This window comes from Leifsonia williamsii (genome assembly GCF_030433685.1).
Taxonomy (GTDB): Bacteria; Actinomycetota; Actinomycetes; order Actinomycetales; family Microbacteriaceae; genus Leifsonia; species Leifsonia williamsii.
The window spans coordinates 3,060,624-3,081,903 of sequence record NZ_JAROCF010000001.1; the positions used below are offsets into that span (position 1 = coordinate 3,060,624).

A 21,280-nucleotide genomic window follows, 5' to 3' on the forward strand; every position below is an offset into this window, starting at 1 on the left:
AGGAGGCCCGAGCGGTGGCCCGTCAGAACCAGTCGCTCTCGCGGACCTGCTTCATGGCCTCGCGTCGGGTGTCCTTGTCCAGCCGGTCGAGGTACAGCATCCCGTTGAGGTGGTCCGTCTCGTGCTGCAGGGCCTGGGCGAGCACGCCCGTGCCGGAGATCTCGATCTCCTTGCCGTCGAGGTCGATCCCGCGCACCCGCGCGAAGGGGTAGCGCGCGGTCTTGAACCACAGTCCGGGCACCGAGAGGCAGCCCTCGTCGACGAGCTCGGGCTCGCCGGACACCTCCACCAGCTCCGGGTTGATCACGTAGCCCACCTGGCCGTCGACGTTGTAGCTGAACACCCGCTGGTTCACGCCGATCTGCGGCGCGGCGACACCGGCGCGGCCAGGAGGCAGCACGCTGTCCACGAGGTCCTCCACGAGTCCGCGCACGCCGTCGTCGATCTGGTGGACCGGCTCGGACGGCGTCTTCAGCACGGGGTCGCCGAACAGGCGGATCTGGCGTTCGGTCACGGCTACTCCTCGGAAAGTGGTGGTGGTGCGTCGGGCGGCACGCGCGCGTGCGCCCCGGTCAGTCGGGTTCTTGGTCAGTCGCGCTCGGCCGGGAGCCCCTCGACCACGAGCGCGGCGAGCGTGCGGGCCGAGAGCTGGGTGAGCGGCTTGAGGTTCTTCCACGACACCACCGAGCCGGCCGCCAGCTGGGGGTCGTACGGGATGCGGACGATCTCGCGCACCCGCGAGCGGAAGTGCGACTCGATCTCCTCCAGCTTCACCAGGTTGGTCCCCTGGGTCGCCGTGTTGAGCGCGACGACGGCGTTGCTGACGAGCTCGCCGTAGCCGTTGGCCTCCAGCCAGGTCAGGGTCTCGGAGGCCAGCCGCGCCTCGTCGACGCTGCCGCCGGACACGATGACGATCTCGTCGGCGCGCTGGAGGGTCGCCCGCATGACCGAATGGACGATGCCGGTGCCGCAGTCGGTGAGCACGATCGAGTAGAACCGGGCCGCGAGGTCGGCGACGACGTTGTAGTCGTTCTCGTCGAACGCCTCCGAGAGCAGCGGATCGGTGTCGGAGGCGAGGATGTCGAGCCGCGTCTCGTCGCGCGACACGAGCGCCGAGAAGTCGGTGAAGCCGCCGATGCTGGCCGCCTTGTGCACGACGTCGCGGACGGTCGCCCGCGTCTGCTTGGGCACGCGCTCGGAGAGCGTGCCGCGGTCGGGGTTCGCGTCGATGGCGACGATGCGGTCCTCGCGGGCGCTCGCGAGCGCCATGCCGAGCAGCGTCGTCACCGTGGTCTTGCCGACCCCGCCCTTGCGGGTGAGGACCGGCACGAACCGCGCGCCGCCCTCGAACTGCTTCTGGATGCGGTGGTCGAGCTCCTTGCGCGCCCGCACCTTGGCCGAGTCGCCGAGGTTCACACCGTGAAAGGTCGTGTTGTACACGAAGCGCTGCCAGGTACCCTCGGGTCCGGGGCGGGTCTTGCGATTGACCTCCAGCAGCCGGTCTGCGGTCAGCATGGCCGCCGACTCGGGCTGCGGGGAGGTCTCGCCGCGCAGGCGGTCGCGGCGCGAGACGCCGTCCCGCGCCGCCGGCGGTGGGACGTCCGCGGCGGCAGGCTGCGCCGGCGTCGTCCCGCTCGTCTCGGTCGTCGGGGTCGGCCCTGTCGCCAGCCGCGACGCCACGATCGCGACGGAGGTGGTGGTCGGCTCGGTCGGCGACGCGACGAACCCCGGGTCGACCGGCACGTCGTCGATCGCGACGGCCGCCTCGTCGGCGGGGACCTCGCGCGGCGGCGCCGGCGGGAGGTCGACGGCGATCCTCAGCGTCTCGGACGGGGTGAGCGTCAGCTCCTCGTCCGTGGGCGCGAGGGCGCCGCGTTCGGGCTCCTCCGGCTTGTCTGCCACGGTGCTGGTGTCTCCTTCCGCCTCCTTCCGGAGGCGACGGGCGCCATTGTAGGCGCTAGGCGGGGGTGATCACGACGAGCAGGTCGCCGGCGTCGACCTGCTGGGTCTTCGGGATGGCGAGGCGCTCGACCGTGCCGCCGACGGGGGCGGTGATCGCCGCCTCCATCTTCATGGCCTCGATCGAGGCGACCGCCTGGCCGGGCGCGACGACGTCGCCGACCGCGACCTGCAGGGTCACGACGCCGGAGAACGGCGCGGCGATCTGGCCGGGCTTCGCCGTGTCGGCCTTCTCGGCGGCCTTGGTCTCGACGGTGATGCCGCGGTCGCGGACGAACACCGGGCGGAGCTGCCCGTTGAGCGTCGTCATGACCGTGCGCATGCCCTTCTCGTCCGCCTCGCCGATCGCCTCGAGCCCGATGTAGAGCCGGACGCCCTTGCTGAACTCGATGACGTGCTCCTCGCCGGGGGCCATGCCGTAGAGGTAGTCGAGGGTGTCGACCACCGACAGGTCGCCGAACAGCTCGCGCATCTGCTCGTAGATGCGGGTCGGAGCCGGGAACAGCAGGCGGTTGAGGGTCGCGCGGCGCTCGGCGCTGTCGCCCTCGAGGGCGCTCGCGTCGTCGGCGGAGAGGTCCTCGACGCCGACCTTGACGGTCTTGCCCTCGAGCACCTTGGTGCGGAACGGCTCCGGCCAGCCGCCGGGCAGCTCGCCCAGCTCGCCCGCCATGAAGCCGACCACCGAGTCCGGGATGTCGTAGTTCTGCGGGTTCTCGGCGAAGTCGTCCGGGTCGGCGTGCACGGCGGCGAGGTGCAGGGCGAGGTCGCCCACCACCTTCGACGACGGGGTCACCTTGGGGATGCGGCCGAGGATGCGGTTGGCCGCCGCGTACATGTCCTCGACGAGCTCGAAGTCCTCTGCGAGGCCGAGCGCCTTCGCCTGCTGGCGCAGGTTCGACAGCTGGCCGCCGGGGATCTCGTGCTTGTACACGCGGCCCGTCGGCCCGGGGAGGCCGGACTCGAACGGCGCGTAGACGTGGCGCACGGCCTCCCAGTACGGCTCGAGGTCCTCGACGGCGCCGAGCGAGATGCCGGTGTCGCGCTCGGTGTGCGCGAGCGCGGCGACGAGGGCGGAGGCGCTGGGCTGGCTGGTGGTGCCGGCCATCGGAGCGCTCGCCACGTCGACCGCGTCGGCACCCGCCCGGGAGGCTGCGAGGAGCGTCGCGAGCTGGCCGCCCGGCGTGTCGTGCGTGTGCACGTGCACGGGGAGGTCGAACCGCTCGCGGAAGGCGCCCACCAGCTTCTCGGCGGCGCCCGGTCGCAGCAGGCCGGCCATGTCCTTGATGGCGAGGATGTGCGCGCCCGACTCGACGATCTGCTCCGCGAGGCGCAGGTAGTAGTCGAGCGTGTAGAGGTCCTCGTTCGGGTCGAGCAGGTCACCCGTGTAGCAGACCGCCACCTCGGCGATGGAGGAGCCGGTGGCGAGCACCGACTCGATCGCCGGGCGCATCTGCGACACGTCGTTGAGCGCGTCGAAGATGCGGAAGATGTCGACGCCGGTGGTGGCGGCCTCGCGCACGAACGCGTCGGTCACCTGCGTCGGGTACGGCGTGTAGCCGACCGTGTTGCGGCCGCGGAGCAGCATCTGGATGTTGATGTTCGGCAGCGCCTCGCGCAGGGCGGCCAGACGCTCCCACGGGTCCTCGCCGAGGAAGCGGAGCGCGACGTCGTAGGTCGCGCCTCCCCACGCCTCCACCGACAGCAGCTCTGGCGTCATCCGGGCGACGTACGGGGCCACCGCGAGCAGGTCGCGGGTGCGCACGCGGGTCGCGAGCAGCGACTGGTGCGCGTCGCGGAACGTCGTCTCGGTCACGGCCAGCGCGGTCTGGTTGCGCAGGGCGTCGGCGAAGCCCTTCGGGCCGAGCTCCAGCAGGCGCTGGCGCGACCCCGAGGGCGCCGGCGCGGACAGGTCGATCCGCGGGAGCTTGTCGGCCGGATCAGCGGTCTCGGGGCGGGGGCCGTTCGGCTGGTTGACGGTGACGTCGGCGAGCCAGTTGAGCACCTTGGTGCCGCGGTCCTTGGAGGCGCGGCCGCGGAACAGCTCGGGGCGCTCCTCGATGAAGGAGGTGGAGACGTTGCCGGCGATGAAGTCCGGGTCCTCCATGACGGCCTGCAGGAACGGGATGTTCGTGGCGACGCCGCGGACGCGGAACTCGGCCAGCGCGCGGCGCGCGCGGAGCACGGCGGCCGGGAAGTCGCGGCCGCGGGTGATCAGCTTCGCCAGCATGGAGTCGAAGTGCGGGCTGATCTGCGCGCCCGGGTTGATGGTGCCGCCGTCGAGGCGGATGCCGGCGCCGCCCGGCGAGCGGTACGTGGTGATCTTGCCGGTGTCGGGGCGGAAGTTCGCCGTCGGGTCCTCGGTGGTGATGCGGCACTGGAGGGCCGCGCCGCGCATCTGCACCGTCTCCTGGCTGAGGCCGAGGTCGGCGAGGGTCTCCCCCGCCGCGATGCGGATCTGCGACTGGACGAGGTCGACGTCGGTGATCTCCTCGGTGACCGTGTGCTCGACCTGGATGCGCGGGTTCATCTCGATGAACACGTGCTGGCCGGCGCGGTCGCCCGCGGTGTCGAGCAGGAACTCCACGGTGCCGGCGTTCTCGTACCCGATCGACTTCGCGAACGCGACGGCGTCGCGGTAGAGGGACTGGCGGATCTCGTCGGAGAGGTTCGGCGCGGGGGCGATCTCGACCACCTTCTGGTGGCGGCGCTGCACCGAGCAGTCGCGCTCGAACAGGTGCATGGTCTCGCCGGCGGAGTCCGCCAGGATCTGCACCTCGATGTGGCGCGGGCGCAGCACGGCCTGCTCGAGGAACATGGTCGGGTCGCCGAACGCGCTGTCGGCCTCGCGCATGGCCTCCTCGAGCGCACCGCGCAGGTCGGCCTTGCTGTTCACCCGGCGCATGCCGCGGCCTCCGCCGCCGGCGACCGCCTTGGCGAAGATCGGGAAGCCGATCTCGTCGGCGCCGGCGAGCAGCTCCTCGATGTCGCGCGACGGCGGGGTGGACTTGAGCACCGGGACGCCCGCGGCGATCGCGTGCTCCTTCGCGGTGACCTTGTTGCCCGCCATCTCGAGCACCTCGGCGCGCGGGCCGATGAAGGCGATGCCGGCAGCACGGGCGGCGTCGGCCAGCTCGGGGTTCTCGGAGAGGAAGCCGTAGCCCGGGTAGATGGCGTCGGCGCCCGACTCCTTGGCGACGCGGATGATCTCCTGCACGTCGAGGTAGGCCCGCACCGGATGCCCGGGCTCGCCGATCTGGTACGCCTCGTCGGCCTTCAGCCGGTGCATGGAGTTGCGGTCCTCGTAGGGGAAGACGGCGACGGTCCGAGCACCGAGCTCGTAGGCGGCCCGGAAGGCCCGGATGGCGATTTCACCGCGATTGGCAACGAGGATCTTACGGAACATGCGGACCTTTCGAGCAGGGGTCGACACCACACAGCAAACGGTTAGGTTCTCCAAGACTAGTAAAGGTAACGTGGCTCTCGTGCACGTACTCAGCGTTAGCTCCCTCAAGGGCGGTGTCGGAAAGACCACGGTGACGCTCGGACTTGCCTCGGCGGCGTTCGCGAAAGGACTCCGCACCCTGGTCGTCGACCTCGATCCGCAGTCCGACGTCTCGACCGGCATGGACATCCAGGTCGCCGGTCACCTCAACGTCGCCGACGTGCTCGCGTCCCCGAAAGAGAAGATCGTCCGCGCGGCGATCGCGCCCTCGGGCTGGACGAAGGGCCGCTCCGGCAAGATCGACGTCATGATCGGCAGCCCGTCGGCGATCAACTTCGACGGACCGCACCCCAGCATCCGCGACATCTGGAAGCTGGAGGAGGCGCTCGCCAACGTCGAGCACGACTACGAGCTCGTGCTGATCGACTGCGCGCCCTCCCTCAACGCCCTGACCCGCACCGCGTGGGCGGCGAGCGACCGCGTCGCCGTCGTCACCGAGCCCGGCCTGTTCTCGGTCGCGGCCGCCGACCGCGCGCTGCGCGCGATCGAGGAGATCCGCCGCGGTCTCTCGCCGCGCCTCCAGCCGCTCGGCATCATCGTCAACCGCGCCCGCGTGCAGTCGCTGGAGCACCAGTTCCGCATCAAGGAGCTGCGCGACATGTTCGGCCCGCTGGTGCTGTCGCCGCAGCTGCCGGAGCGCACGTCGCTGCAGCAGGCGCAGGGAGCGGCCAAGCCCCTCCACGTCTGGCCCGGCGAGAGCGCGCAGGAGATGGCGCACAACTTCGACCTGCTGCTGGAGCGCGTGCTGCGCACCGCCCGCATCGGCGAGTACGCGACGCAGCCCACTGCCTGACGCTTCGTCGGTCGCCCGCTCATGCCCGCCCTGGGCAGCACGCGAGTACGCGCATACTCGCGCAAAAACCGCCGACCACGCGGAGAATCCGCGTACTCGACGGTCTGTGGGTGAGGACTAGGAGGCGCGGGTGCGGGCGGCGCGGCGAGCGGCGAGCTCGTCCATCGCGTCGGTCTGGGTGTCGAGCTCGACGAGGCTCGACTCCACCTCGCGGAGCACCTTGCCGACCGCGATGCCGAAGACGCCCTGCCCGCGGCTGACCAGGTCGATGACCTCGTCGTCGGAGGTGCAGAGGTAGACGCTCGCGCCGTCGCTCATCAGCGTGGTCTGGGCGAGATCGTTGACGCCGGACTCGCGGAGTTGGTTCACCGCGGTGCGGATCTGCTGCAGCGAGATGCCGGTGTCGAGGAGGCGCTTCACGAGCTTCAGCACGAGGATGTCGCGGAAGCCGTACAGCCGCTGCGAGCCCGAGCCGGCGGCGCCGCGAACGGTGGGCTCCACCAGTCCGGTGCGCGCCCAGTAGTCGAGCTGGCGGTAGGAGATGCCGGCCGCGCGCGCGGCGACCGCGCCGCGGTAGCCGTTGGTGTCGTCCATCTCGGGGAGGCCGTCGGTGAACAGCAGGCCCAGGTCGTAGCGGGCGACGCCGCCGTCACGACTCAGTTCGCTCATGGTGTTCGCCTCTCGACCGTTCGGATACCGCACACCGAGATGTCCGGCGCTCCATCAACGGTACCCACGTGGAGGGCACCGGGCAACGACATCCGGACAATCGGCCTCGGCGTGTCGGGGGTCGGCGCCGGGCTCAGGGTCGCAGCCGCGCGAGCGCGGTGCGGATGATGCTGCCGCGCACCACGTCGAGCTGCCCGGCGATCTCGCGGGCGAGCTCGGCGGTGCGCGCCTGGCTCGACACGTCGTTGCGGCGGGCGATCGGCACCAGTGCGGTCTCGATCAGGCCGATCTCGCGCTCGGCCGCGGCGCGGAAGCCGCGCAGATGGCGCGGCTCGATGCCCGTGCGGCTCAGCTCGGCCAGCGCCTTCAGGACGGTGAGGGCCTCCTCGCCGTAGACGTCGCCGGGAGTGATCAGGGAGGCGCTGATCGCGTCCTGCAGGAGATCGGGCGTTGCGCCGGCCTCCTGCAGCAGCTCATGACGCTGGAGCCGGGTGCCCTTGTCGAGGATCGAGGGAGCGCGCCCGGTGCCGGGCATCGCCGGCTGCAGGCCCGCGTCGAGGTCGGCGAGGTACTTCTTGATGACCTTGAGCGGGAGGTAGTGGTCGCGCTGCATGCCGAGCACGGTCCGCAGCCGCTCCACGTCGGCGGGCGAGAACTTGCGATACCCCGAGGCGGTGCGCGACGGGGACACCAGACCGCGCTCCTCGAGGAAGCGCAGCTTCGACGAGGACAGGTCCGGGAACTCCGGCGTCAGCCGCGCGAGGACCTGGCCGATGCTGAGCAGGGCGGGGGACGCGGGCTGCGACCTCGCTGCCGGCCGGGCCACTAGCCGTTCGCCGCTGCGGCGAGGTCTTGGCGCGAGGCGTAGAAGGTCAGGCGGAACTTGCCGATCTGCACCTCGGCGGAGTCGGACAGGAGGGCGCTCTCGATGCGCACGCCGTCGTAGTACGTGCCGTTGAGCGAGCCCAGGTCGCGGACCTCGAACGCGGTGCCGCGGCGGGTGAACTCCGCGTGCCGGCGCGAGACCGTCACGTCGTCGAGGAAGATGTCGGCGTTGGGGTGGCGGCCGGCGCTCGTCACGTCGGCGTCGAGGAGGAACCGCGCACCGGTGTTCGGGCCGCGCCGCACGATGAGCAGCGCCGATCCGGACGGGAGCGCGCTGATGGCCTCCTGCTCCTCGGGCGAGATCTCCCCGTCGACCGGGAACATCTTGGACACGAACTCCTCGCCGAAGCGGGCCGTCGTGTCCTCGTTCCCCGCGGCGCGCAGGGGGTTGCGCTCGGCGTCGCCGTCGGCGGGGCCGCCCGTGGGCTCGTTGTTGGTCTCGTCAGGCACCGTCAACCTCCTTCTCGTCCAGCGTATCGGAAAGCGGCCGCCTGTCATCGGCCGGAAGGCGGATTACGCGGGCGGTTTCGCGGATGTACACGATTCCGGCCCACCAGTAGAGGAACGCGCCCCAGAGCGCGAAGGCCCAGCCCAGCGGCAGCGACCACGGCGCAAGCGGAGCGAACGCCTCCCCCAGCATCAGCAGCGGGAGCGCCCAGAACAGGCAGAACGTCGCGACCTTGCCCAGGTGGTGCACCGGGAGCGGGCCGAAGCCGTGGTTCGCCAGGACGACGCCGAGCACCGCCAGCATGACGTCGCGGGCGACGATGACGGCGACGAGCCACCACGGGATCACCTCGCGCCAGGCCAGGCCGATCAGGGCGGCGAAGATGTAGAGCCGGTCGGCCGCCGGGTCGAGCAGCTGGCCCAGCCGCGAGACCTGGCCGAGCCGGCGCGCGAGCCAGCCGTCGAGGAAGTCGGTGATGCTGGAGACGACGAGCACGAGCAGCGCGAGGGCGTCCTCCCCCGTGATCACGAGCACGAGGAAGACGGGCACGAGCGCGAGCCGGAAGAAGCTGAGCACGTTCGGGATCGTCCAGATGCGCGAGCTCACCCCGTCGGGCGGGACCGCTGCCTGGGCGCCGACACCATCCACTCCTCCACTCTACCGAGCGGCACAGTGCGGCCTGCGCCCTAGGATGTGGCCGTGGACCCGATCATCGTCTGTCTCTGGCTGCTGGCGGCCGTCTGCGCCGCGACCTGGGTGCTCTCGCTCGTGACGAAGGAGCACTCGTGGGTCGACCGCATCTGGTCGATCGTCCCCGTCGCCTACGCGTGGATCTTCGCCGGGGCGGCCGGGCTCGCCGACGCACGGCTCGACCTGGTCGCCGCGCTGATCACGCTGTGGGGCATCCGGCTCACCTTCAACTTCGCGCGCAAGGGCGGCTACGCTCCGGGCGGCGAGGACTACCGGTGGCAGGTGCTGCGCGGGCGCATGAGCCGCGGGCTGTTCGAGGTGTTCAACCTCCTCTTCATCGTGATCTACCAGAACGTGCTGCTGCTGCTGATCACGCTGCCGATGTGGACGATGTCGCAGCACCGCACGCCGCTGAACCCGCTCGACCTGGTCTGCGCCGCGCTGTTCCTCGCGTTCCTCGTCGGCGAGACCGTGGCCGATCAGCAGCAGTGGGAGTTCCACCGCTGGAAGAAGGCGGAGGCGGCGGCCGGGCGCGCGCCGAGCCCGCGGTTCCTGCAGACCGGGCTGTTCCGCTCCTCCCGGCACCCCAACTTCTTCTTCGAGCAGGCGCAGTGGTGGGTGGTGTTCCTGTTCGGCTGCGTGGCGGCCGGCTCGCTGCTGCAGTGGACCGTGATCGGGCCGCTGCTGCTCACCGGGCTCTTCATCGGCTCCACCGTCTTCACCGAGAGCATCTCGCGCTCGCGCTACCCGGAGTACGCCGAGTATCAGCGCAGGGTGTCGCCGATCGTGCCGTGGCTCCCGGCGCGCGGCGAGGTCGTCAGCGCGCCGCAGTGACCGGTCCGCGCCGCGGCGGCTTCGGGAACGCCGAGCGCATGTGGTCGGAGTCGAGGTAGTCGGCCACGCCGATCAGGATGAGGCTGAACACGATCTGTTCGGTCACCATCCACAACGGGTACAGCCCGGGGACCGCGGCGATGACCAGCGTGACGACCGGGAAGATCTTGGAGAACAGCCGCAGCCGCGAGTAGGCCCAGTAGTAGCCCTTCGTCGCCCGCCAGGCGAAGTAGAACAGCGTGACGGTCATGCCGAGGACGACGACCGACCGCATCCACACGGGGAAGGGCACCGTGACGCCGTCCATCGCGAGGACGACGGCCACCGCCACGGCGGCCGTGCCGATCAGCAGCTCGACGACGAGGAGCCAGGCGATGACGTGGAAGGCGCGGCGGGTGCGCGGGTGGTCGAGCCCCTCCTCGGGCACCGTGTATGCCGCGTGGCGGCCGCCGGCGAGGCGGTCGAGACGCGACAGGAGGGCTTCCACCCCTCCACCGTAACCCGGACTACGGTGGAGGCATGTCGTGCATCCGCTTCAACACCCCCGCCCAGCGCCAGGCCATGCGGGCGGCCCGCCCGGCCATGCTCACGGCGGAGGAGGCGGCGGCGCTCCACCCGGCGCCGGAGGTGACGGAGAGCAAGATCCGTCGGCTCCGGCTGCTCGCAACCGACCCGAACCCCAAGATCCGGGAGGCCGTCGCCAGCAGCTACAACACGCCGGCCGACCTGTTCGAGACGCTCGCGAAGGACCCGGACGAGGGCGTGCGCGGCTGCGTCGCCAAGAACGAGGCGACGCCGTGCGACATCCTGCGCGCGCTCGCCTCCGACCGATCGGAGACCGTGCGCGGCTGGGTGGCCGTCAACTACTTCGTTCCCGCCGATGTGATGGAGCAGCTCGCCGCGGACAGGAGCCGCACCGTCCGCAGCCTGGTGAAGTGGAAGGCGTCGCTGGCCGAGGAGGCCGCGGGCGCGGAGGGCGCGGAGGGCGCGGCCGAGCTCGCGGGCGCGGAGCGCGAGGCCGCGAGGGTCTGACCGTGGCCGAGAGCGTGCGGGTCGACTCCTGGGCGTGGGCCGTCCGGCTGTTCAAGACGCGCTCGGCCGCCTCGGACGCGTGCAAGGCCGGGCACCTCAAGGTCAACGGGGAGCGGGCCAAGCCGTCGCAGCCGGTGAGGGTCGGCGATGAGGTGCGCGCCTTCGTCGCCGGGACCGAGAAGATCTACATCGCCCGCCGGCTGATCGTGAAGCGCGTCGGCGCAGCGGTGGCGGCCGAGTGCTTCGAGGACCGCACACCGCCTCCCCCGCCGAAGACGGAGGCGCCGCTCGCCGTGCTGCGCGATCGCGGCGCCGGGCGGCCCACCAAACGCGACCGCAGGCTCCTGGACCAGCTGCGAGGACACTGATGGCGCGGGCGCGCATCGGCATCTCGGGCTGGACGTACGCGCCGTGGCGCGGGGTCTTCTACCCGAAGGGGCTGCCGCACCGGGCCGAGCTGGCCTACGCCGCAGAGCGCCTCGACTCGATCGAGATCAACGGGAGCTTCTACTCGCTGCAGCGCCCCTCCAGCTACCGCACCTGGGCCGAGCACACCCCCGACGACTTCGTCTTCGCGGTCAAGGGCGGCCGGTACATCACGCACATCCTCCGGCTGAAGAACGCCCGCACCGCGGTGGCGAACTTCTTCGCATCGGGCGTACTGGCGCTGGGGCCGAAGCTCGGGCCCCTGCTCTGGCAGCTGCCACCCACGCTGCCGCTCGACCCGGAAGAGCTGGACGCGTTCCTGACCCTGCTCCCCCGCACCACGGCGGCCGCCGCGACGCTCGCGGGCGAGGCGACGCTCGACGAGGACCGCACCCACACCGCCATCGCCGCCGACCTGCCGCTGCGGCACGCGGTGGAGGCGCGGCACCAGTCCTTCACCGATCCCGCGTTCGTGCGGGTGGCCCGCGAGCACGGCGTCGCGGTGGTCGTCGCCGACACCGCGGGGCGCTACCCGGTGATCAGGGAGGTGACCGCCGACTTCATGTACGTCCGCCTCCACGGCGACGAGGAGCTGTACACCAGCGGGTACGACGACGAGGCCCTCGACCGCTGGGCCGGCGACATGCGCGGCTGGCTGGCCGAGGGCCTGGACGTCTACGCGTACTTCGACAACGACGTGAAGGTGCGCGCGCCGTACGACGCGATGGGGCTGCGCGAGCGGCTGCGCTGAGCCGGGCACGCTGAGCCGGGCGCGGCTCCGTCAGTTTTGCAGTACCGAGAGCACGTTGCCCGCGGGGTCGCGGAACCAGGCGATGTCCGGACCGCGGTCCTGGCTGCGGCCCCGCATGACGCCCCTGTCGTCGGTGGGCAGCTCGTCGCCGTAGATCTTCGTCGCGACTCCGCGGCCGTTGAGGTCGTCGACGGCGGCGTCGATGTCGTCGACGACGAGGTTCAGGATGGTGAAGCTCGCCGGCGTGTGATCCGGCTTCGCGTAGACGAAGACGTGCCCGCCGGCCGGGAGCGCGATGTCGAGGTTGTCCATCGGGCCGTCCGTGACGTCGAGGCCGAGGGTGTCCCGGTAGAAGGTGCGGGCCGCGGCGATGTCGTCGACGCTGAAGCCGCTGAAGATGTCGAGTGGGGTGACCATGGGGTCATGGTGGCGCGGATGCGCCGCCCGCGTCTAGACGAACCGCAGCGACTCCTGCAGGCGGGTGCGCAGGTCGAAGACGCGGTCGACGCTCTCGCGGCCGGCCGCGCTGGCGCCGTCGCGGAGGATGGACGGGAGGAGGGAGCGGCGCACGAGCAGGGAGCCCGACAGCCTTCCGCGCTGCACCACGTCGGACGGCACCGCCAGGTCGTCGTCGGGCACGACCACGATGAGGCCGGTGAAGCGGACGCCCGCCTGGCGGCCGACCGCCTTCGCCGCTCGGTGCAGCTCGTGGAACGGCTCCTCGTCGGGGGCGAGCGACGGGCCGACGATCTCGCCCTTGGCCAGCTTGACCTCGCCGCCCCAGTCGGCCGAGCGGACGGCGAAGAGGCCAGCCGGGCCGAGCACGATGTGGTCGAGCTTGCCGTCGGAGTGCGGCACGGCGATGTCGTTCCAGATGGTGAAGCCGATGCCCAGGCCGGAGACGGCGCGGGCGGTGGCCTCCTCGGCGAGCGCCTCCGCCAGCAGGCCGCGGATCTCGCGCGGCGCCGAGCGGACGAGGGCGGGGTCGTACGGGTCGTCGAGGTCGGTGCCGCGGCCCATCCATTCGCGCATGAGGGAGAGGTAGCGCTCGCGGGCGCGGCCGCCGGGGTGGCCGTAGGAGCGGGCGCGCACGCTCGCGCCGCCGCTTCCGCCGCGCGGGCGGGTGGGGTGGACGGTGGCGCTGAACCCGCCGGCCCCCGCGTCGCCGGAGACGGCGTCGACGACGACGCCCTCGCCGCGGTCGTAGCGGGCGCGGTCCTCGGGGTCGCCGATCAGCTCCCACGCGTCCTGCACGGCCTGGAAGGCGGCGGCCGAGCCTCCGGTGTCCGGGTGGGTCTCGCGCAGCAGGCGACGGTAGGCGCGGCGGAGGTCGTCGTGGCTGACGGTCGCGCTGACGCCGAGCACCTCGTAGGGGGTGGGCGAGGCGGGACTGTCGCTCATCGTGCTCTCGGGTCTGGTCGGGACGGGGGTCGAACACCGAGACTAGCGCGCGGATCCGCGAATTCGCTCGATATGCGTGGTCGCTCGATTGCGGCCGGTAACTGACCGCATGCGGGTGGAGAGTGGAGGGACACCGACAGAGAGGGACGAACATGGCCATCACCGACTGGCGCATCGAGCTGATCACGCTCCCCGTGGCCGACGTGGACCGCGCGAAGGAGTTCTACGTCGACAAGCTGGGCTGGAACGCGGACCACGACCACCGCGTCTCCCCCACCCTGCGCTTCGTGCAGGTCACGCCTCCGGGCTCCGCCTGCTCCATCGCGTTCGGCGAGGGGCTGACGGAGCGCGCGCCGGGCACGGTGTCCGGCCTGCAGATCGTCGTCCCGGATGCCGACGCGGCACTGGCGCACCTCCAGGAGCACGGTGTGACGGCTCAGGGCGTCGCCGACCTGGACTGGGGACGCTTCGTGACCTTCGCCGACCCGGACGGCAACGAGTGGGCGCTGCAGGAGCTGCCGCCGCGCTGACCGTCAGGCGTTCCACTCCCAGATCAGCAGCATCGTCACGACGAACCCGCACGCGTAGTTGATCCACAGGAAGCGCCGCCAGCCCCGGTTGGCGGCGCTCGCGCCTTCGTCGGGGACGGTGAGGTACGGCGCCGCGGTGGCGATGTACGGGATGGCCAACACCGCTGCGAGCGGTCCGGGCCAGGGCGTGAACAGCATGGCGACGCCCGCGAGCGCCCAGGCCGTCACGGCGAGCTGCGTGGTGCGCGCTGCGCCGAGCACCGTGGCGATGGAGGCGATCCCGCCCTCCCGGTCCGGGACGACATCCTGCACGGCGCCGAACGCGTGGCTGCCGACCCCCCACAGGAAGAAGGCGACCAGCACGAGCCACAACCCGGGGGTGAACACCGCGCCGGCGAGCACGAGGCCGTACAGGGCGGGGCTGACGAAGTGGAAGCTGGAGGTCGCCGAATCGAGGAACGGCACCTCCTTGAACCGCAGACCCTTCACCGAGTAGGCGGCCACCGCGAACAGGCTGAGGGCGAGCACCAGCCAGGACAGCGGGGAGCCGACGACGACCAGGTAGACGACGAACGGCACGCACAGCGCGACGGCCGCGACGAGCGTGCGGCGGTGCATCGACCGGTCGAGCAGTGCGCCCTCCGCGCCTCCCTTGCGCGGGTTGCGGAGGTCGGACTCGTAGTCGAAGACGTCGTTGATGCCGTACATCGCGAGGTTGTACGGGACGAGGAAGAAGAGGGTGCCGACGATCAGCGTGACGTCCACCTGCCGTGTGGTCAGGAGGTAGGCGGCCGCGAACGGGAAGGCGGTGTTGATCCAGCTGACCGGGCGGGAGGCGAGCAGCAGCTGGCGGAGCGGAGAAGTGGCGGCGGCCTGCGCGGTCATGGGCGGGTCCTCCTCCGCCGCAGCAGCAGCCAGACCGCGGGGAGCAGCAGCAGCGCGGCCAGCGGGTAGGAGAAGTCCTCGAGCGGGACGAGGCCGAGCCGGGCGCCGCTGATGCGATCTGTGGAGTACGTCATCAGGCCCGCGCCGATCATGAGGTTGTCGAAGATCGCCGTCAGCGCGAGGACCACCACAGCGGCGATCGCCACGGGGAGCGTCCAGCGCCGGAGCAGCTCCTTGCGGTCGCGGGAGACGGCGAGCGCGATGCCGAGGGCGACCGCCGCGACCGCGATGAACGCCAGGCTGAGCAGGAGGTAGGTCACCGCTCCTCCCCCCGCCGCTCCGAGACGCGGTCGAGCACCAGCCGGGCGCCGAAGATCAGCACCAGCGTGAGGTAGCAGAGGAAGACGAGGAAGAAGACCTCCTCCAGCGGCAGCTCGGGCGCGACCTCGATGCCGGTCATCGCGGGCGATTCGCCGCGCGCGAAGACACCGAGGGCGATGCCCGCCGCGTCCCAGGCGAGGAAGAACGCGAGACCGACGGCGAGGGTGATCGACGCACGGCGTGCGTCGCGCCAGAACACCAGCCGGAAGCGGCGGTCGAGCAGCACCATCGCGGCCAGCGCGACGAGCACGCACGCCAGGTAGGCGAGGCTCACGACACGGGCTCCGGGTGCGGGACGGGCCGCAGCGGCTCGGGCAGCGGGCCAGCGGTGAGGTCGCCGCGCAGCCGCTTCACGACCAGCTCAGCGCTGATCAGGCACATGGGCAGGCCGATGCCCGGGATGGTCGAGCACCCCGCGTAGTAGAGGTCGTCGACCCGCTTCGAGGCGTCGCCCGGGCGGAAGAAGGCGCTCTGCTGCAGCGTGTGCGCGGGGCCGAGCGCGCCTCCGCGCCAGGCGTTGAAGGAGGATGCGAAGTCGTCGGGACCGACCGTGCGGCGCAGGATGACCCGGTCGGCGAGGTCGGGCACGCCCGCCCAGGAGGCGATCTGCGCGATGGCTGCGTCGGCCGTGCGCTCGACCAGGCGGTCGCCGGCGCCGTCGATGCCGCCGGCGCCGATCGACACGTCCGCGGGAACGGGGACCAGCACGAACAGATTCTCGCAGCCGGCGGGCGCGACGGACGGGTCGGTCTGGCTCGGCTTGCACACGTACAGCGACGCCGGGTCGGGGATGCCGGGGTCGGCGCCGTAGATGCGCTCGAAGTTCGCGGCCCAGTCCGTGGTGAACAGGAGGTTGTGGTGGGTGAGCTGCGGCAGCCTCCCCTCGACGCCGAGCATCGCCAGCACCGCGCCGGGGCCCGGATCGCGGCGCTCCCAGGCGCTCTCGGGATGGCTGCGGAGCGCCGGCGGCAGCAGGCGGGTCTCGGTGAAGTGGAGGTCGGCGGCCGAGACGACCACGTCCGCCTCCACCTCGTGCAGTGCACCGTCGCGGCTGACGTACGCGACCCCTGTCGCGCGGGCACGCGCGTTGGAGAGCAGCGACCGCCCGGCGGGCGGTGCGGTGCGGATCGCGGTCACCCGGGCGCCGGTGATCAGCTGCGCGCCCGCCTGCTCGGCGAGCGCGGCGATCCGCTCGATCAGCGTCGTGAAGCCGCCCAGAGGGTAGCGGACCCCGTCGTCGAGGTCGAGGTGGCTCATGAGGCTGTACATGCTCGGCGCGCGGTCCGGCGAGGTGCCGAGGAAGACCGCGGGGTAGCCGAGGATCTGCCGCAGCACGACGTCGTCGACCGTGCGGGCGGCGTGGCTCTCGAGCGAGCGGAGCAGGAGGCGGGCCAGCGTGCCCAGGCGGCGCACGACCTCCCCGCTCAGCAGCGGCCGGTAGGAGGCGAAGGTGCCGTAGAGGAAGCGGTCGACCGCCAGCCGGTAGGTCTCGCCCGCCTCGGCGAGGTAGCGGTCGAGGGCGGCGCCCGCGCCCGGCTCCACGCTCTCGAACAGGGCGCGGTTGGCCTCCCCGGACTGCCGCACGTCGAGCGGCGGCCGCCCGTCCTCGGCGAAGACGCGGTAGCCGGGGTCGAGCGTGACGAGGTCGAGCTGCTCGGCCGTGCTCGTGCCGAGCAGGCGGAAGAAGTGGTCGAACACCTCCGGCATCAGGTACCAGGAGGGGCCCGTGTCGAAGCGGAACCCGTCGTGCTCCCAGAGGCCCGCGCGGCCGCCGAGGTCGCTGTTCTGCTCGAGGAGGGTGACCGCGTGGCCCTCGCGCGCGAGAAGCGCCGCGGTGGCGAGGCCGGCGATGCCGCCGCCGACGACGGCGACGCGCTTCATCGCAGGAGCTGCGTTCATCGGAGGAGCCCGGTGCCGGCGCGCACGACGACGGCGAGCTTCGTGCGGTTCGGCACGCTGACCCTGCGGCGCAGGAGCTCGCTCGCGGGGGTGGCGCGGATGCGGTCGCTCAGCTCGGCGAAGAGGCCGTGCGCGGCGGCGATCGCGCGGCGGCAGTTGTCGGGCAGCTCCGGGATGGCGTCGGCCGCCGCCCCGAGGTCGCTGTCGATGTCGACCACCAGGGCGAGCTTCTGCCGTTCGGTCAGCCGCGCCGGGTCGATCCCCGGGAAGTAGCTGCGGCCGAGCTCGGTGTAGTCGACGGCGAGGTCGCGCAGGAAGTTGATCTTCTGGAAGGCGGCTCCGAGCCTCCGCGCCCCCGCCTCCAGCCGCCGCCGGGTGGCGTCGGGCACCGGGTGGTCGGAGAGGAAGACCGCCAGGCACATCAGCCCGACGACCTCGGCCGAGCCGTAGATGTACTCGCGCAGCTCCTCGGCCGTGAAGTCGACGGGGCTGAGGTCGCGGCGCATGGAGGCGAAGAACGGCCGGGTGAGGTCCGTCCCGATGCCGGCGGCCCTGGCGGTGACGGCGAAGGCGTGCACGACCACGTTGGCGCTGTAGCCGGTGCGCATGGCGCGCTCGGTGTCGGCCTCGAGCGCGTCGAGCAGCTCGCGCTGGTCGTCGAGGGTCAGGCCGGCCTGCGCGGCGGCGCCGTCGACGACCTCGTCGGCGATGCGGACCAGCGCGTACACGTCCTCGACGCGGGGGCGCACCTCGGCGCCGAGCAGGCGGGTCGCCATCCCGAACGAGGTGGAGTACTCGCGGATGATGGTCGCGGCGCCGCAGTGCGCGGCGCGCGTGTACAGCGCGAGGTCGGTCGGGTGGGCGCCGGCCGGTGCGGCGGGCGCCTCGGGTGCGCGGGTCATGCTGTCCTCCCGATGCAGCTGCGGGCGAGGTCGGCGAGGGGCGCGGCGAGCCGCTGCGGCACCTCGGGGCTGTCGAGCAGCGCGAGGGCGGCCGAGACGTGGTCGCCGAGGAGGTCCTCGACGAAGCGGCGCGCACCGCAGGTCTCGAGGGCGGCGGCGAGCGCCTCCGCGTCGTCGTGCCCGGGGTCGTGGCGTTCGAGCACGGCGGAGACGGCCGGCCAGCCCGTGGTGCTGCGGGCGTATGCGATGAGCGTGGTCTCCTTGCCCTCGCGGAGGTCGCTGAGGATGCTCTTGCCGGTGACGTCGGGCGTGCCGAAGACGCCGAGGATGTCGTCGCCGAGCTGGAAGGCGATGCCCACCAGCCGGCCGTACTCGGCGAGGCGGTCGAGCAGCTCCCCCTCGGCCCCGGCGAGGATGGCGCCGGCCAGCAGAGGGCCGGCCACCGAATAGGCGGCCGTCTTGTGCTCGGTCATCCGGAGGACGTCGGCGAGCTCGGGGCTGCCGAGGCCGGTGGAGAGCCGGACGTCGGCGAGCTCGCCTGCGGCCGTGACGAACACCGAGTGGTCGAGCACGTCGAGCAGCCGGCCGCGGATGGCGGCTGGAACGTCGAGCCGGGCGACGAGCGAGGAGGCGGCGTGGATCAGCAGGTCGCCGGCGAGGATGGCCGCCGACTCGCCCCACAGCTGCGCGACCGCGCCGGGGGCGCCGCGCTCTGCCGCGTCGGCGGAGAACTCGCCCGCGATGTTGGGGCGGCCCCGGCGCACCGTGTCGCCGTCGATGACGTCGTCGTGCAGGAGGAACGCCGTGTGCAGCAGCTCGAAGGCGACGGCCGTGTCGAGGGCGGCGTCGGCGAGTGGCGCGGTCTGCGCAACCTCCCCTGCTCCGGAGAGGGCGCGGAAGGCTGAGAGCACGAAGCGGGGCCGGATGCGCTTGCCGCCGTCGGCGGCGGCGCGGGCGCTGCACCAGAGCCGGAGGTACTCGTCGCCGTAGCCGCCGGCGCGGGCGATGCGCTCCGCGAAGAAGGCGGCGATGCGACCGTCGACCGCGGCGAGGTCTGCGGCGCCCTGCTGCTCGGCGAGCTCGATGCGCGGCTGGAGCTGAGTCATCGTGGCCTCCGTCTCTCGCGTCCGCTGACGTCATTGTCTAGCTTGGTTAGCAAATAACTTAGCATGCTTCTCGCGAATCGGAATAGGATGTCCGCATGGCTTCCAGGGATGACGCGCGCCGCATCACCGGATCGCTCACCGACCCCCGCGTCATCGACCCCCGGCAGGAGCTCGTCCGCCACGACGATCTCAGCGAGGAGGAGCTCGCGCAGGTGATGGGCGTCCTCGATGCCGTGCGCCACTGGCGCGAGGCGGAGCAGCGGCTGAGCTTCGAGTCGCGCAGCCGCATGAAGCTCAACGAGACCGACATGAAGGCGCTGCGGTACATCATCGCCTCCACCAACGCCGAGGTCGCGGTGACCGCGGGTGCGCTCGCCGAGCACCTCCACATCTCCACCGCCTCCACCACGAAGCTGCTCGACCGCCTGGAGCGCGCCGGCCACATCGTGCGCCGGCCGCACCCGACCGACCGCCGCGCGGTGACGGTCGAGATCACGCCGGAGACCCACCGCGAGGTGCGCCGCACGATGGGCCTGCAGCACGCCAGGCGGTTCGAGGTCGCGCGGGCCCTGACGCCGGAGGAGCGGGAGATCGTGATCCGGTTCCTCGACGGGCTGAGCGCGACCACGCTGGTCACGGCGCCCCGGGAGTGACGCCCGCCCGCTGAGCGGCACCGGCGCGCTCGGCCTCGGCGACGATCCGGTTCGCCATGCCCTCGAACACGATGCCGTGGAACGGCAGGATCGCGAACCAGTAGAGCCGGCCGGAGAGCCCGCGCGGGAAGAAGACCGCGCGCTGGCGGTAGCGCGAACCGCCGCGCTGCGGGTCGGCCGGGTCCGCCGGCTCCACGTGCATCTCCAGCCAGGCGAGGCCGGGAACCCGCATCTCCGCACGGAGCCGCAGGTCGCTCCCCCGGCGCAACTCCTCCACCCGCCACCAGTCGAGGGCCTCTCCGGTGTGCAGGCGGTCGGCGTCGCGGCGCCCGCGGCGCAGCCCGACGCCGCCGACGAGCTTGTCGAGCCAGCCGCGCAGCGCCCACGCCAGCGGGAACGAGTACCAGCCCCGCTCGCCGCCGATGCCCTCGACCACGCGCCACAGCGCGTCCGCGTCGGCCGTGCTCGTGCGCTCGCGCACGTCGGTGTAGACGGTGTGACCCGACCAGTCGGGGTCGCTCGGCAGGGCATCGCTCGGCGCTCCGGCGACCGAGGAGTTGAGCCAGCTGGTCTCGACGTCGCCCGCCCGCATCTTCGCGAGGGCCAGCCGGACGGAGGCGCGGTAGCCGGTGAGTCCTCCGGCGGGAGGCGGGATCACCGCGTCGATGTCGTGCTCGCGCACCACGCAGTCGTACTGCAGCGATTCGATGATCGGAACGGCGAGGCTGCGCGGGATCGGCGTCACGAGGTTCACCCACTGCGAGGCGAGCCACGGCGTGAACACCGGGAGGGAGGCGATCGGCCGCTGCGGCAGGCCAGCCTCCACCGCGTAGCCGTTCATCATCTGGCCGTAGCGCAGGATGTCGGGGCCGCCGATGTCGAACGCGCGCGACACCTCCGGCGGCAGCTCCGCGGCCTCCAGCAGGTAGTGCAGCACGTCGCGCACGGCGATCGGCTGGATGCGGTTGCGCACCCAGCGCGGCGCCGGCATGTACGGCAGCACCTCGGTGAGGTGCCGGATCATCTCGAACGAGGCCGAGCCGGAGCCGATGACGACGCCCGCCTGCAGCACAGCGGTCGGCACACCGGACGCGAGCAGGATGCGGCCCACCTCCACGCGGGAGCGCAGATGCCGCGAGAGCGGGCCATCGGGGTGCAGAGCGCCGAGGTACACGATGCGTGAGACCCCGGCCGCGGCCGACGCCTCGGCCACCGAGCGGGCGGCCGCCGCCTCCTCCTGCTCGAAGTCGCCGCGGGCGCGCATCGAGTGCACCAGGTAGTAGACGACGTCCATGCCCTCGACCGCCCGGGCGACGGCGGCGGGGTCGCCGAGGTCGCCCTCCACCACCTCCACCTGCCCGGCCCACGGCACGTCGGCGAGCTTCTGCGGCGAGCGCGCCAGCACGCGCACGATGTGCCCGCGCGCCAGCAGCCGGGGCACCAGCCGGCCGCCGATGTAGCCTGTGGCTCCGGTGACGAGGATGCGGCGCGCGGTCATGCGCCGACCATACGCCTCGGCGCGCGCGGGCGGCGT

Annotated in this window: 24 protein-coding genes; 7 read left to right on the forward strand and 17 right to left on the reverse strand. The window is 72.2% G+C overall.

The features are described 5' to 3' along the window. Positions 1–22: 22 nt before the first annotated feature. The 3 genes from def to P5G50_RS14430 all read right to left on the reverse strand — a co-directional run bounded on the left by def (position 23) and on the right by P5G50_RS14430 (position 5,362). Positions 23–514, reverse strand: a complete 492-nt coding sequence (gene def, locus P5G50_RS14420; protein WP_301208163.1) for a peptide deformylase — start codon at positions 512–514, stop codon at positions 23–25. 74 nt (positions 515–588) lie between these two features. Continuing rightward, positions 589–1,902 carry a MinD/ParA family ATP-binding protein gene (locus P5G50_RS14425; RefSeq protein WP_301208162.1) on the reverse strand — a complete coding sequence of 438 codons (1,314 nt, stop codon included), beginning with the start codon at positions 1,900–1,902 and terminating at the stop codon, positions 589–591. A 55-nt stretch (positions 1,903–1,957) separates the two neighbouring features. After that, positions 1,958–5,362: a pyruvate carboxylase gene (locus P5G50_RS14430; RefSeq protein WP_301208161.1), complete on the reverse strand. Its 3,405-nt coding sequence runs from the start codon at positions 5,360–5,362 to the stop codon at positions 1,958–1,960. A 70-nt stretch (positions 5,363–5,432) separates the two neighbouring features. Between P5G50_RS14430 and P5G50_RS14435 the strand changes: the two genes are divergently transcribed. Further along, the gene (locus tag P5G50_RS14435) at positions 5,433–6,254 is read left to right on the forward strand and encodes a ParA family protein (protein WP_301208160.1); all 822 of its coding nucleotides are present in this window, start codon (positions 5,433–5,435) and stop codon (positions 6,252–6,254) included. 117 nt (positions 6,255–6,371) lie between these two features. Here the strand turns inward: P5G50_RS14435 and P5G50_RS14440 are convergent, their stop codons facing one another. The 4 genes from P5G50_RS14440 to P5G50_RS14455 form a co-directional block, all read right to left on the reverse strand. Further along, entirely contained in the window at positions 6,372–6,923 is a 552-nt protein-coding gene (locus tag P5G50_RS14440) for a MerR family transcriptional regulator (protein WP_301208159.1), read from the reverse strand. A gap of 133 nt (positions 6,924–7,056) precedes the next feature. Further along, a complete protein-coding gene (ftsR, locus tag P5G50_RS14445; RefSeq protein ID WP_301208158.1) occupies positions 7,057–7,749 on the reverse strand; it encodes a transcriptional regulator FtsR in 693 nt (230 codons plus the stop codon). Next, positions 7,749–8,264: an FHA domain-containing protein gene (locus P5G50_RS14450; protein ID WP_435870893.1), complete on the reverse strand. Its 516-nt coding sequence runs from the start codon at positions 8,262–8,264 to the stop codon at positions 7,749–7,751. The genes ftsR and P5G50_RS14450 overlap by 1 nt, the downstream gene beginning before the upstream one ends. Continuing rightward, a complete protein-coding gene (locus tag P5G50_RS14455; protein ID WP_301208157.1) occupies positions 8,251–8,904 on the reverse strand; it encodes a CDP-alcohol phosphatidyltransferase family protein in 654 nt (217 codons plus the stop codon). The genes P5G50_RS14450 and P5G50_RS14455 overlap by 14 nt, the downstream gene beginning before the upstream one ends. A 51-nt stretch (positions 8,905–8,955) precedes the next feature. On the opposite strand from P5G50_RS14455, the gene P5G50_RS14460 reads away from it, so the two are divergent. After that, entirely contained in the window at positions 8,956–9,780 is an 825-nt protein-coding gene (locus P5G50_RS14460) for a DUF1295 domain-containing protein (protein WP_435870895.1), read from the forward strand. On the opposite strand, the gene P5G50_RS14465 is transcribed toward P5G50_RS14460, so the two are convergent. Beyond that, entirely contained in the window at positions 9,764–10,267 is a 504-nt protein-coding gene (locus P5G50_RS14465; protein ID WP_301208155.1) for a hypothetical protein, read from the reverse strand. The genes P5G50_RS14460 and P5G50_RS14465 overlap by 17 nt on opposite strands. 32 nt (positions 10,268–10,299) lie before the next feature. Between P5G50_RS14465 and P5G50_RS14470 the strand changes: the two genes are divergently transcribed. From P5G50_RS14470 to P5G50_RS14480, 3 genes are read left to right on the forward strand one after another with little or no spacing between them, the layout of a single operon-like run. Beyond that, positions 10,300–10,812 (forward strand): hypothetical protein, encoded by a 513-nt coding sequence (locus tag P5G50_RS14470; RefSeq protein ID WP_301208154.1) that lies wholly within the window; start codon positions 10,300–10,302, stop codon positions 10,810–10,812. A gap of 2 nt (positions 10,813–10,814) precedes the next feature. Next, a complete protein-coding gene (locus P5G50_RS14475) occupies positions 10,815–11,180 on the forward strand; it encodes an RNA-binding S4 domain-containing protein (protein ID WP_301208153.1) in 366 nt (121 codons plus the stop codon). Next, positions 11,180–11,989 (forward strand): DUF72 domain-containing protein, encoded by an 810-nt coding sequence (locus P5G50_RS14480; protein WP_301208152.1) that lies wholly within the window; start codon positions 11,180–11,182, stop codon positions 11,987–11,989. The genes P5G50_RS14475 and P5G50_RS14480 overlap by 1 nt, the downstream gene beginning before the upstream one ends. Before the next feature lie 30 nt (positions 11,990–12,019). On the opposite strand, the gene P5G50_RS14485 is transcribed toward P5G50_RS14480, so the two are convergent. Both P5G50_RS14485 and P5G50_RS14490 read right to left on the reverse strand, forming a co-directional pair. Beyond that, a complete protein-coding gene (locus tag P5G50_RS14485) occupies positions 12,020–12,406 on the reverse strand; it encodes a VOC family protein (protein WP_301208151.1) in 387 nt (128 codons plus the stop codon). Between the two features lie 33 nt (positions 12,407–12,439). After that, complete coding sequence (locus tag P5G50_RS14490) at positions 12,440–13,390, reverse strand: DnaJ domain-containing protein (protein ID WP_301208150.1); 951 nt, start codon at positions 13,388–13,390, stop codon at positions 12,440–12,442. Positions 13,391–13,542: 152 nt separating this feature from the next. On the opposite strand from P5G50_RS14490, the gene P5G50_RS14495 reads away from it, so the two are divergent. After that, complete coding sequence (locus tag P5G50_RS14495) at positions 13,543–13,920, forward strand: glyoxalase superfamily protein (protein ID WP_301208149.1); 378 nt, start codon at positions 13,543–13,545, stop codon at positions 13,918–13,920. A gap of 3 nt (positions 13,921–13,923) precedes the next feature. On the opposite strand, the gene P5G50_RS14500 is transcribed toward P5G50_RS14495, so the two are convergent. Genes P5G50_RS14500 through P5G50_RS14525 form a run of 6 tightly spaced genes read right to left on the reverse strand, consistent with a single transcriptional unit; the run spans position 13,924 to position 19,093 of the window. Beyond that, the gene (locus tag P5G50_RS14500; protein ID WP_301208148.1) at positions 13,924–14,805 is read right to left on the reverse strand and encodes a prenyltransferase; all 882 of its coding nucleotides are present in this window, start codon (positions 14,803–14,805) and stop codon (positions 13,924–13,926) included. Further along, positions 14,802–15,125, reverse strand: a complete 324-nt coding sequence (locus tag P5G50_RS14505) for a lycopene cyclase domain-containing protein (protein WP_301208147.1) — start codon at positions 15,123–15,125, stop codon at positions 14,802–14,804. The genes P5G50_RS14500 and P5G50_RS14505 overlap by 4 nt, the downstream gene beginning before the upstream one ends. After that, positions 15,122–15,460: a lycopene cyclase domain-containing protein gene (locus P5G50_RS14510; RefSeq protein ID WP_301208146.1), complete on the reverse strand. Its 339-nt coding sequence runs from the start codon at positions 15,458–15,460 to the stop codon at positions 15,122–15,124. The genes P5G50_RS14505 and P5G50_RS14510 overlap by 4 nt, the downstream gene beginning before the upstream one ends. After that, positions 15,457–17,085 carry a phytoene desaturase family protein gene (gene crtI, locus P5G50_RS14515; RefSeq protein WP_301208145.1) on the reverse strand — a complete coding sequence of 543 codons (1,629 nt, stop codon included), beginning with the start codon at positions 17,083–17,085 and terminating at the stop codon, positions 15,457–15,459. Before crtI ends, P5G50_RS14510 begins: the two co-directional genes overlap by 4 nt. Further along, positions 17,082–17,987 carry a phytoene/squalene synthase family protein gene (locus tag P5G50_RS14520; RefSeq protein WP_301208144.1) on the reverse strand — a complete coding sequence of 302 codons (906 nt, stop codon included), beginning with the start codon at positions 17,985–17,987 and terminating at the stop codon, positions 17,082–17,084. The genes crtI and P5G50_RS14520 overlap by 4 nt, the downstream gene beginning before the upstream one ends. Next, a complete protein-coding gene (locus P5G50_RS14525) occupies positions 17,984–19,093 on the reverse strand; it encodes a polyprenyl synthetase family protein (protein ID WP_301208143.1) in 1,110 nt (369 codons plus the stop codon). Before P5G50_RS14525 ends, P5G50_RS14520 begins: the two co-directional genes overlap by 4 nt. 95 nt (positions 19,094–19,188) lie before the next feature. On the opposite strand from P5G50_RS14525, the gene P5G50_RS14530 reads away from it, so the two are divergent. Further along, entirely contained in the window at positions 19,189–19,746 is a 558-nt protein-coding gene (locus P5G50_RS14530; RefSeq protein WP_301208142.1) for a MarR family winged helix-turn-helix transcriptional regulator, read from the forward strand. Here P5G50_RS14530 and P5G50_RS14535 read toward each other — a convergent pair. Further along, complete coding sequence (locus tag P5G50_RS14535) at positions 19,727–21,244, reverse strand: SDR family oxidoreductase (protein ID WP_301208141.1); 1,518 nt, start codon at positions 21,242–21,244, stop codon at positions 19,727–19,729. The two genes, P5G50_RS14530 and P5G50_RS14535, sit on opposite strands and share 20 nt — an antisense overlap. Positions 21,245–21,280: the final 36 nt, after the last annotated feature.

Excerpts from the sequence above, each read along its gene's own strand:
- P5G50_RS14430 (WP_301208161.1), bottom strand. The coding sequence starts at position 5,362 with ATGTTCCGTAAGATCCTCGTTGCCAATCGCGGTGAAATCGCCATCCGG.
- P5G50_RS14440 (WP_301208159.1), bottom strand. The coding sequence starts at position 6,923 with ATGAGCGAACTGAGTCGTGACGGCGGCGTCGCCCGCTACGACCTGGGC.
- P5G50_RS14470 (WP_301208154.1), top strand. The coding sequence starts at position 10,300 with ATGTCGTGCATCCGCTTCAACACCCCCGCCCAGCGCCAGGCCATGCGG.
- P5G50_RS14480 (WP_301208152.1), top strand. The coding sequence starts at position 11,180 with ATGGCGCGGGCGCGCATCGGCATCTCGGGCTGGACGTACGCGCCGTGG.
- P5G50_RS14485 (WP_301208151.1), bottom strand. The coding sequence starts at position 12,406 with ATGGTCACCCCACTCGACATCTTCAGCGGCTTCAGCGTCGACGACATC.
- P5G50_RS14490 (WP_301208150.1), bottom strand. The coding sequence starts at position 13,390 with ATGAGCGACAGTCCCGCCTCGCCCACCCCCTACGAGGTGCTCGGCGTC.
- P5G50_RS14495 (WP_301208149.1), top strand. The coding sequence starts at position 13,543 with ATGGCCATCACCGACTGGCGCATCGAGCTGATCACGCTCCCCGTGGCC.
- P5G50_RS14500 (WP_301208148.1), bottom strand. The coding sequence starts at position 14,805 with ATGACCGCGCAGGCCGCCGCCACTTCTCCGCTCCGCCAGCTGCTGCTC.
- crtI (WP_301208145.1), bottom strand. The coding sequence starts at position 17,085 with ATGAACGCAGCTCCTGCGATGAAGCGCGTCGCCGTCGTCGGCGGCGGC.
- P5G50_RS14520 (WP_301208144.1), bottom strand. The coding sequence starts at position 17,987 with ATGACCCGCGCACCCGAGGCGCCCGCCGCACCGGCCGGCGCCCACCCG.
- P5G50_RS14525 (WP_301208143.1), bottom strand. The coding sequence starts at position 19,093 with ATGACTCAGCTCCAGCCGCGCATCGAGCTCGCCGAGCAGCAGGGCGCC.
- P5G50_RS14530 (WP_301208142.1), top strand. The coding sequence starts at position 19,189 with ATGGCTTCCAGGGATGACGCGCGCCGCATCACCGGATCGCTCACCGAC.
- P5G50_RS14535 (WP_301208141.1), bottom strand. The coding sequence starts at position 21,244 with ATGACCGCGCGCCGCATCCTCGTCACCGGAGCCACAGGCTACATCGGC.